Here is a 14,655-nt window from a genome sequence, read left to right as displayed (position 1 = left end):
CCCGGCCCGTACCGCCCGCCGAGGTTCCCATGCCGGACATCACCCTCCAGGCCCTCCTCGCCCAGCTCACCGTCGGGCTGATCGCGGGGTGCTTCTACGCCATGCTGAGCATGGGGCTCGCGATCATCTTCGGGCTCCTCAACATCATCAACTTCACCCACGGGGCGCAGTTCATGATGGCGGCCTTCCTGGCCTGGATCGGGCTGACCCAGCTCGGCCCCTGGCTCGGGCAGCCCGACTTTCAGCTCGGCTTCTGGCCCGCCCTGGCGGTGGCGCCGCTCTGCGTGGCCGTGCTCGGCGTCGCGATCGAGCGCCTGCTCCTGCGGCGGCTCTACCACCTCGACCACCTCTACGGCCTGCTCCTGACCTTCGGGGTCGCCCTGGTGATGGAGGGCGGGTTCCGCTGGGCCTTCGGCGTCTCGGGCCAGGGCTACGAGCCGCCCGAGATCCTGCAGGGGCCGGTGGATCTCGGCTTCATGCTGCTGCCCCGCTACCGCGCCTTCGTGGTGGTGGCCTCGCTCGTGATCTGCCTCACCGTCTGGTACGTCTTCGAGCGCACCAAGCTCGGGGCCTATCTGCGGGCGGGCACGGAGAATCCGCGCCTGCTCCAGGCCTTCGGCATCAACGTGCCGCTGATGATCACGCTCACCTACGGATTCGGCGTCGCGCTCGCGGGTCTCGCGGGCGTGCTCGCCGCCCCGATCATGCAGGTCACGCCGCTGATGGGCGGCAACCTCCTCAACATCGTCTTCGCGGTCGTGGTGATCGGCGGCCTCGGCTCGATCCTCGGGGCCATGCTGACCGGGCTCGGTCTCGGGCTCGTGGAGGGCCTCACCAAGATCGTCTACCCGGAGGCCTCGACCGTGGTGATCTTCGTGATCATGGCGCTCGCCCTGCTGCTGCGGCCGGCCGGCCTGTTCGGCCGCGAGGCCTGAGGGGAACCCGATGCCGACCACCCTGCGGATCTTCTGGGCGCTCGTCCTCCTGGCCCTGCCGGTGCCCTTCGTGCCGGGGCTGATCTACCCGATCTTCGTCATGAAGGTGATGTGCTACGGGCTGTTCGCCTGCGCCTTCAACCTGCTGCTCGGCTTCACCGGGCTCGTCTCCTTCGCGCACGCGGCCTTCCTCGGCACCGCCGGCTACGTGACGGGCGCGCTGATGATCCGCTTCGGCAGCCACCCGCTCGGCCTGCCCGTCGCCTTCGGGGCGGGCGTCGCCGCGGCAGCCCTGGTCGGCCTTGCGATCGGCGGCCTCGCGATCCGGCGCCGGGGCATCTACCTCGCGATGATCACGCTCGCCCTGTCGCAGGTCGTCTCCTTCCTGGCCGTGCAGCTGCCCTGGACCGGCGGCGAGGACGGCCTGCAGGGCATCCCGCGCGGCACGCTGCTGGGCCTCGTCGACCTCTCGGACGACCGGGCGATGTACTACGTCGTGCTCGCCCTGTTCGCGGCGGGTTTCCTGTTCGTCCACCGGGTGGTGCACTCGCCCTTCGGCCGCATCCTCCAGGCCGTGCGGGACAACGAGGCACGGGCGACCTCGCTCGGCTACGACACCGGCCGCTTCAAGCTCCTGGCCTTCGTGCTCTCGGCGGCGCTCGCGGGCTATGCGGGTGCCCTCAAGGCCCTGGTGTTCCAGCTCGTCTCGCTCACCGACGTCTCGCTGCACACCTCCACCGAGGTGGTGCTGATGACGCTCCTCGGCGGGGTCGGCACCCTGTTCGGGCCGCTGGTCGGCGCCGCCCTGGTGGTCGGGCTGCAGAACTACCTCGCGACGATCGGCGACCTCGTCACGGTGGTGATCGGGCTGATCTTCATCCTGTGCGTGTCGTTCTTCCGGCGTGGCCTCGTGGGCGAGGTCCTGCACCGCCGCGCGGCCGCCCCCCGCCCCCCGCAGCGCGTCCCGGCCGGGACGCCCGTGAGCCGGCCTGCCGAGGCCGCCTGAGGCGACCCGAGGCGGCGCCCGGACGCCCGGGCGCGCCGTCCCTTCCCCCGAACCATCGAAGGAGAGAAGACCGATGTGGAGTGGTGTCCTGCCCGCCGTCACGACGAAGTTCACGCCGGACGGCGAACTCGACCATGCCGAGATGGAGCGCTGCTTCGCGCTCCAGCTCGACGCGGGCTGCGACGGGCTGATCGTCTGCGGCTCGCTCGGCGAGGGGCCGATGCTGTCGCATGACGAGCGGCTGGCGGTGCTGCGCATCGCGCAGGGCGTCGCGGGCGGGCGGCCGGTGCTGCTCACGGTCTCCGAGGCGGGGACCCGCGAAGCCTGCGCGCTCGCCGCGAGGGCCGCCAGGGCCGGGGCCTCCGGCCTGATGGTGGTGCCGAGCCCGATCTACCACACCGACGAGGCGGAGACCGTGGCGACGCTGCGCGCCGTGGCGCAGGCCGGCGACCTGCCGGTGATGATCTACTCCAACCGCGTCGCCTACCGGGTCGACGTCACCCCGCGGATCATGGCGGAGCTCGCCGCGGATCCCCGCTTCGTGGCGATCAAGGAATCCTCCGACGACATCCGCCGCACCACGGAGATCTTCAACGCGCTCGGCGACCGCTACGCGGTGCTGACGGGCGTCGACAACCTCGCCTTCGAGGCGCTGACGGTCGGCGCGGTGGGCTGGGTCGCCGGGCTCGTCTGCGCCTTCCCCAGGGAGACCGTCGCGGTCTACCGGCTGGTCAAGGCCGGCCGGCTCGCCGAGGCGCTCGCGGTCTACCGCTGGTTCCGGCCGCTCCTCGACCTCGACGTGTCCAGCTTCCTCGTCCAGAACATCAAGCTCGCCGAGGCGCTGGCGATCGACTCGACCGAGCACGTGCGGGCGCCCCGCCGGCCGCTCGCGGGCGCGCGGCGCGCAGAGGTCGAGGCCATCGTCCGCCGGGCCATCGCCGAGCGCCCGTCCCTGCCGGCGCTCTGACCCGCCCGCCGCGGGCGACGGACCGCCACCCCGGCGGGGCGCCGCGCCTGCGCCCCGCCGGGGCTCAGGCCGGCGCGAAAGCCACCAGCGTCACCGTCCCGCCGACCGGGAGGGTGACCGCGTCGTCGCGCAGGTCGAGCGGCGACCACCCCTCCTGCTCGGCCGGACGGATGACCCGGGCCCGGGCCGCCGGCCGGCCGAGCACGACCCGCTGAGGCGCGGACCCCATCGGGAGGTCGATGCCCCGGGCCGGGTCCCAGCAGCGCAGCGCCCGCCAGAGCGCCACCACCGTGCCGCCGTCGCGGCGCGCCAGCACGACGCTGCGCAGGTCCGGGGTGGCCTCCGGCAGCAGGACCGTCCGGTCCGCCGCGGCGGCGGGTCCGTCATCGGGCGTCGCCAGCGCGCCCATCAGCCCGCGCAGGGCGCGATAGGCGGGCTTGAGGCTGCCGTCGTGGCGCACCAATCCCCAATGGTGCTCGCTGTTGCCCGGATCGTCGCCCCCGTCGAGGAGCTGGTACAGGAAGGTGCGGGGGATGCCGGACGCGAAGTTGTGCAGGAGGAGCCGCGGCAGGTAGACCGCGGCGGCCGCCTCGGAGACGCCGCTGCGGCCCGTGACCGGCGGCGTGCAGTAGCCGGTCTCCGTGCAGATCGCGGGCGCGTCGGGCTTGAACGGGGTCCGGAAGTTGGCGAGGTACCAGCCGATCCCCGCGTAGCCATCCTCGGTCTCCGGCTCCTGGCCGCCCTGCGTGTAGCTGTGGATCGCGACGGCGTCGCAGAACGCGGCGGCGTCGCGGATCAGGGCCACGTCCTGCGGCCGGTAGTCGAGGAGGCTCGGCGAGAGCAGCGGCAGCGTCGCCGGGTCGTAGCGCGCCCGCAGCGCCGCGTGGACCTCCCGCTGGTAGGCGACCACCGTGCGGCTCCAGTCGCCCCGGGCGGCCGGATGGGCCATGAACCAGTCGCTGTCGCCCTCGTTCTGCCCCTCGATGGCCGAGACCGTCGGGACGCCGACGGCGTCCAGATAGGCCAGCATCTCCGCCGGGGTGTTGGTCACCGGCGACACGAGCAGGTGCGCGCGGATGCCGTGGCGCGCGAACAGCTCCCGCCAGCGCCCGAGATCGTTGCTCGGCCGCAATTCGTCCCGCAGGTGCCGGATCCCGCATCCCGCGACGAGGGTGCGGACCTCCTCGAATCGCGTGGCGTAGGACGGGTCGTCCAGGTGGACGTTGAGGCCGACGCTGTCCAGGAAGTCGCCGAGCGGCCAGGGCGGCGGCGCCGGGAACGCGCGGGCGCGGCGGGGCGCGAGCGCGAGGGCGAGCCCCGCCCATCCGCCCGCCAGGATGCGGCGCCGGCTCGGGTGCGCCCGCGCGCCGCCCGGCGACCGCCCGACCTCAGGTCCCGTCATTGCAACCCCTCCGAGTAATAATTCCGCGCTCAACTTGAGGCTTGATCATGTTCACGCAAGCCGGTTTGCGTAGTAAGACCCCCCGAATCACTCAGAGTTCCGGTTTCACTCTGCAGTGCTTTCGGTTATTTCCTCTGCGGCATAGATCGGCTTGCACCAGCGGGTCGTCCCGTCACGGATCGACTGACGGAACGGGATGACGAGGGCGCGGCGGCGCGAGGGGAGACGGGCGGCATGCGGGTGGCGATCGTCCATGATTGGCTCTACGTGGTCGGCGGCGCGGAGCGCGTCTTGGGCGAGATGCTCGCCTGCTACCCGCAGGCCGACGTTTTCGCCCTGTTCGACCTGCTGACGCCGGAGAGTCGGGCCCGGATCGGGCTCGTGCGCGACACGCAGGTGAGCTTCCTGCAGCGCATGCCGCTGATCGGCCGGGCGCACCGCGCCTACCTGCCGCTGATGCCGCTCGCGGTCGAGCAGTTCGACCTCTCCGGCTACAACCTCGTCCTGTCGTCGAGCTGCGCCGTGGCCAAGGGCGTGATCACCGGCCCCGATCAGGTCCACGTCGCCTACGTGCACTCGCCGATGCGCTACGCCTGGGACCTGCAGCACGCCTACCTGCGGGAGGCGGGCCTCGGCCACGGCCCCAGGGGCACCCTGGCGCGGATCCTGCTGCACTACATGCGGCTCTGGGACGTGCGCACCGCCGCCGGGCCGGACGCGCTCGTGGCCAATTCGGATTTCGTCGCGCGGCGGATCCGGAAGTTCTACGGGCGCGAGGCGAAGGTGATCCACCCGCCCGTGACCCTGGCGCAGGACGTCCTCGACCTGCCGCGGGGCCGCCACTTCCTCGCGGCCAGCCGGCTCGTTCCCTACAAGAACATCGGCGCCATCGTGGACGCGTTCGCGGCCCTGCCGGACCTGGAACTGATCGTGGCCGGCGACGGGCCGGAGGCGGCGCGGCTGCGCGAGCGGGCCGGGCCGAACGTCCGCTTCACGGGCCACGTCGACGACGCGGAGCTGCGGCGCCTGATGGCCACCGCGCGGGCCTTCGTTTTCGCGGCCGAGGAGGATTTCGGCATCGTCCCGGTGGAGGCGCAGGCGGAGGGAACGCCGGTCCTGGCGCTCGACCGCGGCGGCGCGCGCGAGACGGTCCTGCGCCACGGTCCGGGACGCACGGGCCTGTTCTTCCCCGAGCCGACGCCCGAGGCGATCGCCGCCTGCGTGCGCGCCTTCGTCGCCTGCGAGGACGCGTTCTCCCGCGACGCCTGCCGGGCCCAGGCGGCCCGCTTCTCGGCCGCGCGCTTCCGGGACGAACTCACGGCCTTCGTCGAGAGCCAGATGCGTCGGGCGGCGTCGCGATGCGCGACGCGCGAGCCCTCGCTCTACGCGGTGGATGTCCGTCCGGCGGAGGCTGGCGCGCGATGACCGCCGGGACGACGCTGCCGACGCGGGACGCGCCCGTCCCGCCCGCCGCCCGGGAGGGCATCGTCACGCGACTCTGGCGGCGCCGGGGCGTGTTCCTCGCGGTGTTCGCGGCGGTGCTCGGCCTCGCCGTCGCGGCCCTGCTGGTGATCCCCGTGCGCTACGTGGCGACCGGGGCGATCATCGTGGCGGAGCCCGAGCCCGGCGACACCGGCGGCTCGGCGGTCTGGGCCCAGAAGCTCGGCGATCCGGCCGACCTGGAGAGCCAGCTCCTGCTGGTCCGCTCGCCCCGCATCCTGCGCCTCCTCGTCGCCCAGGCGGACCTCGCCGAGGCGGCGCGGGCGGAGTGCCGGGCCGAGGCCGGCGGGCCGCTGGCCCTGGTCGCCGGGACGGACCGGGCGGGGAGCCGCTGCGACGCGCTGCAGCCGGGCAGCGAGGCGTTGCTCGACTACTTGGAGCATCGGCTGGGCGTGGGGAATGTCGGGCGCTCGCGCGTGATCGCGGTGAGCTACACCTCCCCGCATCCCGACACCGCCCGCCGGATGGCGAATGCCCTGATCACCGCCTTCCTGGACGACCAGCGCCGGACCCTCGCGCAGGGCCGGGAGGCGGCCGCCTCCTGGATCTGGGCGGAGCTTCGCCAGCTCGACACGACCATCCGCGAGGCGCAGGACCGGATCGAGGCGGAGCGGCGCCGCCGCGGGCTGGTCCGCGGCTCCACCGCGCCGATCGCCTCCGAGCGGCTGACGAGCATCGGGCAGCAGCTCGCCCATGCGGAGACCACCCGGGCCGAGGCCGCCGCACGCCTGCGCGAGATCGACGCCGACCAGGCCCGGGGATCGGCGGATTCCCCCGCGGTGCTGGCGAGCCGCACGGTCGGCGACCTCAAGCAGCAGCACACCCAGATCTCCGCGCAGCTCGCCAACCTGGAGATGACGCTCGGCCCCGCCCACCCGACCATCAAGAGCCTGCAGCGCGAGCGGGACCTCCTGTCCGCCCGTCTCAAGCGCGAGGTCGGGAGCGTCGCGGCGAGCGCCCGCCAGGTCCACGACGCGGCGGCGGCGCTCGTCGCCACCCTCCGGCGTGACCTCGACGCCGCCAAGGGCGAGGTCGCCGCCGCCATGAACGCCCAGGCCCTGGTCGACGGGATGGAGCGCGACCTCGAGATCAAGCGCGCGCAATACGCCGACCTCTACAAGCGGGCGAGCGACCTGGAGACGCAGCGGCGCGTCCTGGTCGGCAGCACCCGCCTCGTCAACCTCGCCGAGACGCCCACCCAGCCGTTCTTCCCCAAGCGCCTGCCGTTCCTGGCGGCGGGCCTGACCCTGGCGGTGCTGCTGGGAGCCGCCGCCGCCCTCCTGCGCGACGGGACCGACCGCACCCTGCGCTCCCCCGGTGCCCTCGAGCGCGAGGCGGGGGCGCCGACCCTCGCGGCCCTGCCGCGGTTGCGCGCGGGCGTGCTCCACGACCGGACCCCGCCCCTGCGGGCGGCGCTCGCGCTGGCCGGCAAGGATCCCGCCTTCCAGGCGGCCCTGCGCACCCTGGCGGCGGGCCTGGCGATCCGGCCCCTGCGCATCCTCCTCGTCACCTCGGCCCGGCCGGGGGAGGGCAAGACCCTGACCGCCCTCGCGCTCGCCGCGCGGGCCGGAGCGCTCGGGCGCCGCGTGCTCGTCATCGAGGGCGACCTGTGCGCGCCCGGCATCGCGGCGGCGCTCGACCTGCCGCCGGGGCCCGGCCTGCTCGGCGTCCTGCGGGGCGAACTCCCCGTCGGGCGGGCCGTTCTGGGCAGCCGCCTCCCGAACGTCGACGTGCTGCCGGCCGGCGGCACGGTGGACGGGTCGGCCGAACTCCTCACCGGGCCGCACGCCGCCGGTCTCCTGGCGCAGGCCGAGACCTACGACCTGGTCCTCATCGACAGCCCGGCGCTCGGCGTCGCCCTCGACGCCTCGCTCCTCGCCCGCCGGGCCGACGCCGTGCTGGTCTGCGCGCGCTGGGGCCGCTCGCGGATCGAGGCCACGGCGTCCGCGGTGGCGACGCTGCGCGCCGCGGGGGGCACGGTCGCCGGCGCCGTCGTCACGGAGGCGCCCGCGTCCCGTCCGGGCGCGCTCGCCGGACGCGTGCTCCCGCCGCTGGCCAGCCTCGAAGCCGCGCGATGACCCCGCCGCGGATCCTGTTCGTCAACCACGCGAGCGTGCTCTCGGGCGCCGAGCTGGTCCTCGCCGATCTGGCCGAGGCGTGGCCGGGGGCGAGCGCCTTCCTGTTCGAGGACGGGCCGCTGCGCGCCCTCCTGGAGAGGCGGGGCCTGCGGGTGGAGCATGCCGCCGGGGCCTCGCTCGCCGGGCTGCACCGGTCCGCCTCGCTCCTGCGCGCCCTGCCGCTGGCCGGGCGGCTCGCGGCCCTGGTGGCGTCGGTGGCGCGGCGGGCCCGCCGGCACGACCTCGTCTACGCCAATTCGCAGAAGGCCTTCACGGTCGCCGCCATCGCCAGCGCGGCGGCGCGCCGGCCCCTGGTCTGGCACCTGCACGACGTGCTCAGTCCCGAGATCTTCGGCGCCTCCCAGATCCGCCTCCAGGTCCGCCTGGCGAACGCCCGGGCCGCGCGGGTGATCGTGCCCTCGGCGGCGGTGGCCGAATCGTTCGTGGTCGCCGGCGGGCGGGGAGACCTCGTCGCCCTGGTCCCGAACGGCCTGCGGATCCCTCCGGAGCCGCTGCCGCCCGCCGCGTTGCGCCGCGCCCTCGACCTCCCGGAGGGGCCGCTCGTCGGCGTGTTCAGCCGGCTCACCGCCTGGAAGGGACAGCACGTCGTGCTGCAGGCGCTCGCCGCCCTGCCGGGCGTCTCCTGCCTCGTCGTGGGCGGTGCCCTGTTCGGGGAGCGGGATTACGAGGAGGCGCTGGCCCGCCAGGCCGCTTCGCCCGCCCTGGCGGGGCGGGTCCGCTTCCTCGGGCATCGCGACGACGTGCCCCGCCTGATGCGGGCGGTCGACGTGGTCGTGCATTCCTCGATCGTCCCGGAGGCCTTCGGCCGGACCCTGGTGGAGGCGATGCTGGCGGGCGTGCCCGTGGTGGCGACGCGCACGGGCGCGGCCGTCGAGGTGCTCGATCAGGGGCGTTCCGGGACGCTCGTGCCGCCGGACGATGCCGATGCCCTGGCGGCGGCGGTGGCCCGGGTGCTCGCCGGGGCGGCGAGGGACCGGACGCGCCTCGCCGCGGCCGCCGAGCGGGCCGAGCGCCTCTACGGTGTCTCGCGCATGCAGCAGGCGGTCGCCGCCATCGTCGCCCCGCTCGCACGGGGCGCGCACGCATGAACCCGGCCCTCGCCGCCCTCGCTCCGCCGCGCCGGCTCCCGGGCTGGCTCCCGGCCGCCCTGTTCCTCGGCGGGACGGCTCTGGCGGGGCCGGCCCTCGGCGCCGCGGCGCGCCCGGCCTTCCTGGTCGGCTGCGCGGCCATCGGCTGGTTCGCCTGGAAGCGCTCGCCCGCCGACCACCTGCAGGCGGCCCTGCTGCTCTTCAGCTTCGCACCGTTCCTGCGCCGGCTCGTCGATCTCGCGGCCGGCTACGAGCCGAGCGGCCTCATGCTGCTCGGCCCGCTGCTCGCGATCGTCGCGCCGGCCCACCACCTCGCGGAGGTCGTGACGCGGGAGCGGCCGCTGCCGCCGATCCTCGGCCCGCTCCTCGTCGTCGGCGCCTGCACGCTCTACGCCCTCGTGCTGACGCTGCTCCAGGGCGACCTCACCGTCGCGGCGGCGAGCGGCGTCAAGTGGCTCGCGCCCCTGGTCTACGGGGCGCTGGTCGCCCTGCGCCCGGCCGAGGAGCGGGCCGGCATGACGCGGGCGGCGGCCGGTGCGTTCCTGGTCGTCCTGCCCGTCACCGGGCTCTACGGCATCGCCCAATACGTCGATCCGCCGGCCTGGGACCGGTACTGGATGTCGCTGACCACGATCATGTCGGCGGGTCTGCCGGTGCCCTACGGCGTGCGGACCTTCAGCACCATGAACGGGCCGAGCAGCTTCGCCACCTTCACGGCGGCCGGGCTGCTGCTGGTCGGATTCCTCGCCCGCGGGCGCTGGGCGCTCCTGCTGGCGGGACCGGCCGCGATCTCCCTGCTGCTCTCGCTCTACCGCACGGCCTGGATGTGCCTGCCGGTCTCGGTCGGGTTCTGCCTCCTCTTCGCGGTCACGCGCGGCCGGGCGCTCGGCATCATCGCCGGGGCGACGGCGGCGATCGGCTTCTCCGCGGCCTTCACCCCGTTCGGCGAGACGATCGGCGACCGGCTCTCCAGCTTCGGCGAGGGCAGCCGGGACGGCAGCGCCCGGGAGCGCCTCGAGGAATTCGTCACCCTGTGGAATTGGCCGGACAGCGGCCTCGTCGGGACCGGGTTCACCATGGGCGACGTCGGCAGCGCCGGCACCATGCCGATCGACGGGATGATCGTGACCTGCTGGGCCGCGATGGGCATCGTCGTCGGCCTCTGCTGCCTGGCGGCCCTGGTCTGGGCACCGGCCCTCGCGATCCGCGCGGCCTGGCGCGATCCCCGCCGGGAGACGGTGGTCCTCGGAAGCCTGGCCTGCGGGACGCTGATTCAGCTCCCGCTCACCAACCTGACCTCGGGCGAACTCGGCGTCCTGTTCTGGCTCCTCCTCGCGCTCGGGGCGGAGGACGGGGAGGGCCGGCGCGGCGCGGACCGCGCGCCGGCGCCCGCCGGGACGGGGCTGCGCCCGGCATGATCACCACCCGCAGGACGCGCGGCGGGCGGATCGCCTCGACAACGACCCCGGCGGCGCGCGCCCGCTCGGCGGCCTCGAAACAGAGGGAGACGGCATTGCGGGGGACGAGGGGACAGGCGCACCGACCGGTGGCGCTCCGGGTCGAGGCCGCGGCGGATCACCAGGGACAGCGGGGGATCGCGACCGCCGCGGTCCTGGCCCTCGGCGTTCCGGTCCTGCTGGCTTGGTTCGGGGCCGTGGGGTTCGCGGCCCTGTGGCTGATCCGGGCCGCCGTCATGCTCCTGGCCGCGTGGATCCTCGGCTGATGAGCGGGTCCCGCTCCTGCGGGCCGGCCGCCGTCGCGCCCGGGGCGGCCGACGCGCCGGCGTCGAGCCGGCGCTTCGTGGCCGTCCTGATGGGCGGCGCGGCGCTGAGCAAGCTGCTGGGCGTGGTGCGGGAGGTGGCGATGGCGCACCTTCTGGGCGTCACGCTGGCGGCGGACGCTTTCCGGGCCGGCATGACGGCGGTGATGCTGCCCCTCGCCTTCCTTCAGAACGAGAGCGTGCCCGCGCTCCTCGTCCCCCTCTACCGGCGCTGGCACGAGGCGGGCGAGGCGCCGCGCCGCTTCGCCGCCCTGGCGGCCGCCGTCACGCTGATCGGCGCCGCCCTCGCGGTCTGCCTCGCCGTGCTGGTCTCGGTCTGGATCGAGGCGATGGTCGGCGGCTTCGCGCCGGAGGCCCAGGCGCTGACGCGGCACTTCGCCCGCATCCTCACCCTGGCGATGCCGGCCATGGCGCTGCTGAACTCCCTCACGGCGGCGGAACTCGCCCTCGGCCGGCCGCGGCTGATGACCCTGAGGCCGCTCGCCCTCAACCTGTCGATCCTGACCGGGCTGGCGCTGATCGCGCTCACCGGCGCGGTCTCCTGCCTGGCCTGGGCGGTGGTGGCCGCGTTCGGCGGCCTGGCGGGGCTCGGCGTGGTCTGGCTCGTCCGGGAGGGCGTCCTCGACCTGGCCGGCCTGCGGCCCGCGGAGATCTGGGCCGCGGGGCGGTACTTCCTGGGCGCGGTGCGCCCTCTCCTCAGCGTCCCCGTCGCCGAGCAGGGCAGCCTCTGGCTCGAGCGCGTGCTCGGCTCGCACATGGCCGCCGGCACGGTGGCGGCCATGGACTACGTGCGCACGCTGACGGACAGCGCCATGCTGCTGATCAGCCAGCCGGTCGGGCTCGCCACCCTCTCGCGCGGGACCGGGCGGGACGCGGGCGGCGAGGCGGAGCGGATCGCGCGCCCGATCCTCGCCGTGATGCTGCCCGCCTCGGTCTTCCTGTTCGCCTTCGCGGACGAGATCACGCGCTTCGTCTTCGCGCGGGGCGCCTTCGACGCGAAGGCGATCCTGCTCACCGGCCAGGGCCTCGCGGGCGTGGCGCCGGGCCTCTGGGCCTCGACGCTCGGCTGGATCCTGCTGCGGCTCCTCAACGGCGCCGGGCGGAACACCGCCGCCGCCGGCATCCTGTGCGGCTCCTACGCGGCCAACGCGCTCGCCAACCTCCTCCTCGTGCTGCCGGCCGGCGTCCCCGATCTCGGCACCCACCTCCTCGGCCTCGCGGAATCGGTGCGCAGCCTCGTGCTCCTCGCCGGGACCGCGCTGCTCCTCGGCTGTGCCCGGCGGATCGCGGGGCTCGTGCTGCGCGCCCTCGGGCCGGCCCTCCTCATGGGCCTGCTCGCCTGGCTGATCCGGGATTTCGTCCCGGGCTCGCTCGCGCGGCTGCTCTGCGGCGCCGGGGCCTGCACGGCGACGGTGGCGCTCGGCCTGCCGCACCTCCTCCCGGTCCTCCGCTCCGTCAAATCCAAGGTGTGACCATGACCCGTCGGCTGCGCGTCCTCTCGATCGCCCATGTGGCCGTGAATCGCCGCGCGGGCCGGTTCCGCTATCATCCCCTGGCGAACCGGCCCGACCTCGACGTCCACCTCCTGGTCCCCCAGGAGTGGCGGGAATACGGGCGCGTCCTGCGCGCCGATCCGCCCGACGATCCCGGCATCACCGTCCACATCCGGCCGGTGGTCCTCGGCAAGGTCGGGGCGGCGGGCTGGTACTGCCACCTCTATCCCGGCCTCGGCCGGCTGATCCGGGAGATCGATCCCGACGTGATCCACCTCGCGGAGGAGCCCTGGGGCTTCCTCGCCCTGCAGGCCTACCTGCTCCGGGGCCGGGCGTCGCTGGTCTTCGAGGTCGACCAGAACGTCCTGCGTCGGCTGCCGCAGCCCTTCGAGGCGATCCGGCGCTTCGTCCTGCCGCGGTCGGGCCACCTCCTCTCGCGCACGCCCGCCTCGACGGCGGTGGCGGAGGCCTGCGGCTATCGCGGCGGGGTGACGCTGATCGGCTACGGCGTCGACACGGCGATCTTCCGCCCCGGCCCGCCCGCCGAGCGGCCGGCCGGCCCGCTGCATCTCGGCTATGTCGGCCGCCTCGTCCACGAGAAGGGGCTGGACGACGTGCTCGATGCGATGGCGGCGGTCGCCGCGCCGATCCGGCTCTCCATCATGGGGGAGGGCCCGCACGAGACGCATCTGCGCCGGCGCGTCGCCGAACTCGGGCTGCAGGTGCAGGTGAGCTTCACGCCCTGGGCGGCGCCCGAGGCGGTGGCGGCCTTCATCCGGCGCCACGACGCCCTGGTCCTGCCGACGCGGACCATCCGCGTCTACAAGGAGCAGTTCGGCCGCGTCATCATCGAGGCGCAGGCCTGCGGCGTGCCGGTGATCGGCTCGGATTGCGGCGCGATCCCGGACGTGGTCGGGGAGGGCGGCTGGATCGTGCCGGAGCGCCGCCCCGACGCCCTCGCGGCCCTGCTCGCGGCCCTCGCGAAGGATCCGGGGGCCTGCCGGGCACGGGGGACGGCCGGGATCGCCAATGTGGCGCGGCGCTTCACCTACCAGGCGACGGCCGACGCCCTCGCCGAAGCCTACTGGGGCGCTGCCGGCGCCGGCACGGCCGGAGAGCCCGAGGTCGTCGAGGTCGTCTCGGAATTCGGCACCGGCGGCGGCGTCGAGCGGGTCGCCTACGATCTCGCGCACGCCCTCGCGGCCCGGAGCTTCCCGACCCGGGTGATCACCGGCCGGGTGAGCGACGCGCCCCGGGCGCCGATCGCGACGCGGGTCGTGGGAGGCGTCCTGTCCCGGATCCCGACCCGGGGCGGCGGCCGTTACCTCGGCCGCTCCCTGGTGGTTCCGCTCTTCACGCTCGCGGCGACCCTGGCGCTGCGGGGGGAGCGCCGCCGCGTGGTGATCAGCCACGGGGACTGCCTGGCGGGCGACATCGTGGTCGTGCACGCCGTGAACGCCGCCTCCGTCGAGGAGAAGCGGCGGGCCGGGTCGTGGCGCTGGCGGCTCAACCCGATGCATCTCTGGATCGCCCTGCGCGACCGGGTGATGATCGGCGGGTTGCGCTATCGCTACTACGTGGCGCTCTCGCACCGGATCGCGCAGGAGTTGCGTCGGTTCTACGGCGTGCCGGACGACCGCATCGTCCACATCCCGAACGGGGTCGACCTCGATCGCCTCCAGCCGGATCCCGTCCTCGGCGCGCGCACGCGGGCGCGGCTCGGGCTGCCCGCGGACGCGAAGGTCCTGCTCTTCGTCGGGCACGAATTCGAGCGCAAGGGCCTCGGCATCTGCATCGACGCGCTCCACCGGCTCGACCCGTCCTGGCGGCTCGTCGTGGTCGGCTCGGACGCGCCCGAGCCTTACCGGGCGCGGGCGGGAGCGCGCGAGGCGGACGTGATCTTCGCCGGGGAGCAGGCCGACGTCCTGCCCTTCTACGCGGCCGCGGACGCCCTCGTCCTTCCCACCGTCTACGAGGCCTTCCCGATGGTCTGCGTCGAGGCCCTGGCCTGCGGGGTCCCGCTCTTCGCGACCCGGGTCGGCGGCATCGAGGAATACCTCGTGGACGGGATCAACGGCTACGCGGTCACCCGGGACGCGTCCGCCATCGCGGAGACGTTGACCCGGACCTTCGCGGATCCGGGCGCTGTGGCGCGGCTGCGGATGGGCGCGCGGCAATCCGCCCTGCGCTACGGCCTCACCCAGGTGGCCGAGTCCTACGCGGCCCTGATCCGGCGGGTCGCCGCCGAGAAGCGGGATGATTCGCGGACGCGCGGCGAGTCGGCCGCGCGCGGCGGCCCCGTCCGGGATGCCGCGCTGCTGCCGAAATCCTCCTCCAACCGGTGAG

Annotated in this window: 11 protein-coding genes; 10 read left to right on the top strand and 1 reads right to left on the bottom strand. The window is 74.6% G+C overall.

What is annotated here, in order from left to right:
* Positions 1–29 precede the first annotated feature (29 nt).
* From ACW9J6_RS01425 to ACW9J6_RS01415, 3 genes are all read left to right on the top strand, one after another.
* Positions 30–935, top strand: a complete 906-nt coding sequence (locus ACW9J6_RS01425; protein ID WP_457114635.1) for a branched-chain amino acid ABC transporter permease — start codon at positions 30–32, stop codon at positions 933–935.
* 10 nt (positions 936–945) lie between these two features.
* On the top strand, positions 946–1,941 hold the full coding sequence (locus tag ACW9J6_RS01420) for a branched-chain amino acid ABC transporter permease (protein ID WP_457114634.1): 996 nt from the start codon (positions 946–948) through the stop codon (positions 1,939–1,941).
* A gap of 73 nt (positions 1,942–2,014) precedes the next feature.
* A complete protein-coding gene (locus tag ACW9J6_RS01415; protein ID WP_457114633.1) occupies positions 2,015–2,908 on the top strand; it encodes a dihydrodipicolinate synthase family protein in 894 nt (297 codons plus the stop codon).
* A 64-nt stretch (positions 2,909–2,972) separates the two neighbouring features.
* On the opposite strand, the gene ACW9J6_RS01410 is transcribed toward ACW9J6_RS01415, so the two are convergent.
* The gene (locus ACW9J6_RS01410; protein WP_457114632.1) at positions 2,973–4,310 is read right to left on the bottom strand and encodes a hypothetical protein; all 1,338 of its coding nucleotides are present in this window, start codon (positions 4,308–4,310) and stop codon (positions 2,973–2,975) included.
* 234 nt (positions 4,311–4,544) lie between these two features.
* Here ACW9J6_RS01410 and ACW9J6_RS01405 point away from each other — a divergent pair, with 234 nt between their 5' ends.
* The 7 genes from ACW9J6_RS01405 (at position 4,545) to ACW9J6_RS01375 (ending at position 14,654) form a co-directional block, all read left to right on the top strand.
* Entirely contained in the window at positions 4,545–5,735 is a 1,191-nt protein-coding gene (locus tag ACW9J6_RS01405; RefSeq protein ID WP_457114631.1) for a glycosyltransferase, read from the top strand.
* Positions 5,732–7,888 carry a GumC family protein gene (locus tag ACW9J6_RS01400; RefSeq protein WP_457114630.1) on the top strand — a complete coding sequence of 719 codons (2,157 nt, stop codon included), beginning with the start codon at positions 5,732–5,734 and terminating at the stop codon, positions 7,886–7,888. The genes ACW9J6_RS01405 and ACW9J6_RS01400 overlap by 4 nt, the downstream gene beginning before the upstream one ends.
* The gene (locus tag ACW9J6_RS01395; RefSeq protein ID WP_457114629.1) at positions 7,885–9,036 is read left to right on the top strand and encodes a glycosyltransferase; all 1,152 of its coding nucleotides are present in this window, start codon (positions 7,885–7,887) and stop codon (positions 9,034–9,036) included. Before ACW9J6_RS01400 ends, ACW9J6_RS01395 begins: the two co-directional genes overlap by 4 nt.
* The gene (locus ACW9J6_RS01390) at positions 9,033–10,454 is read left to right on the top strand and encodes an O-antigen ligase domain-containing protein (RefSeq protein WP_457114628.1); all 1,422 of its coding nucleotides are present in this window, start codon (positions 9,033–9,035) and stop codon (positions 10,452–10,454) included. The genes ACW9J6_RS01395 and ACW9J6_RS01390 overlap by 4 nt, the downstream gene beginning before the upstream one ends.
* Positions 10,455–10,582: 128 nt before the next feature.
* On the top strand, positions 10,583–10,759 hold the full coding sequence (locus ACW9J6_RS01385) for a hypothetical protein (protein ID WP_457114627.1): 177 nt from the start codon (positions 10,583–10,585) through the stop codon (positions 10,757–10,759).
* Positions 10,759–12,288: a lipid II flippase MurJ gene (locus tag ACW9J6_RS01380; RefSeq protein ID WP_457114626.1), complete on the top strand. Its 1,530-nt coding sequence runs from the start codon at positions 10,759–10,761 to the stop codon at positions 12,286–12,288. The genes ACW9J6_RS01385 and ACW9J6_RS01380 overlap by 1 nt, the downstream gene beginning before the upstream one ends.
* Positions 12,289–12,290: 2 nt before the next feature.
* The gene (locus ACW9J6_RS01375) at positions 12,291–14,654 is read left to right on the top strand and encodes a glycosyltransferase (protein WP_457114625.1); all 2,364 of its coding nucleotides are present in this window, start codon (positions 12,291–12,293) and stop codon (positions 14,652–14,654) included.
* Position 14,655: the final 1 nt, after the last annotated feature.

It is taken from the genome of Methylobacterium sp. JK268, assembly GCF_054052225.1.
This window is presented reverse-complemented; position numbering and strand designations above follow the sequence as displayed.

Excerpts from the sequence above, each read along its gene's own strand:
- ACW9J6_RS01425 (WP_457114635.1), top strand. The coding sequence starts at position 30 with ATGCCGGACATCACCCTCCAGGCCCTCCTCGCCCAGCTCACCGTCGGG.
- ACW9J6_RS01420 (WP_457114634.1), top strand. The coding sequence starts at position 946 with ATGCCGACCACCCTGCGGATCTTCTGGGCGCTCGTCCTCCTGGCCCTG.
- ACW9J6_RS01415 (WP_457114633.1), top strand. The coding sequence starts at position 2,015 with ATGTGGAGTGGTGTCCTGCCCGCCGTCACGACGAAGTTCACGCCGGAC.
- ACW9J6_RS01410 (WP_457114632.1), bottom strand. The coding sequence starts at position 4,310 with ATGACGGGACCTGAGGTCGGGCGGTCGCCGGGCGGCGCGCGGGCGCAC.
- ACW9J6_RS01405 (WP_457114631.1), top strand. The coding sequence starts at position 4,545 with ATGCGGGTGGCGATCGTCCATGATTGGCTCTACGTGGTCGGCGGCGCG.
- ACW9J6_RS01400 (WP_457114630.1), top strand. The coding sequence starts at position 5,732 with ATGACCGCCGGGACGACGCTGCCGACGCGGGACGCGCCCGTCCCGCCC.
- ACW9J6_RS01395 (WP_457114629.1), top strand. The coding sequence starts at position 7,885 with ATGACCCCGCCGCGGATCCTGTTCGTCAACCACGCGAGCGTGCTCTCG.
- ACW9J6_RS01390 (WP_457114628.1), top strand. The coding sequence starts at position 9,033 with ATGAACCCGGCCCTCGCCGCCCTCGCTCCGCCGCGCCGGCTCCCGGGC.
- ACW9J6_RS01380 (WP_457114626.1), top strand. The coding sequence starts at position 10,759 with ATGAGCGGGTCCCGCTCCTGCGGGCCGGCCGCCGTCGCGCCCGGGGCG.
- ACW9J6_RS01375 (WP_457114625.1), top strand. The coding sequence starts at position 12,291 with ATGACCCGTCGGCTGCGCGTCCTCTCGATCGCCCATGTGGCCGTGAAT.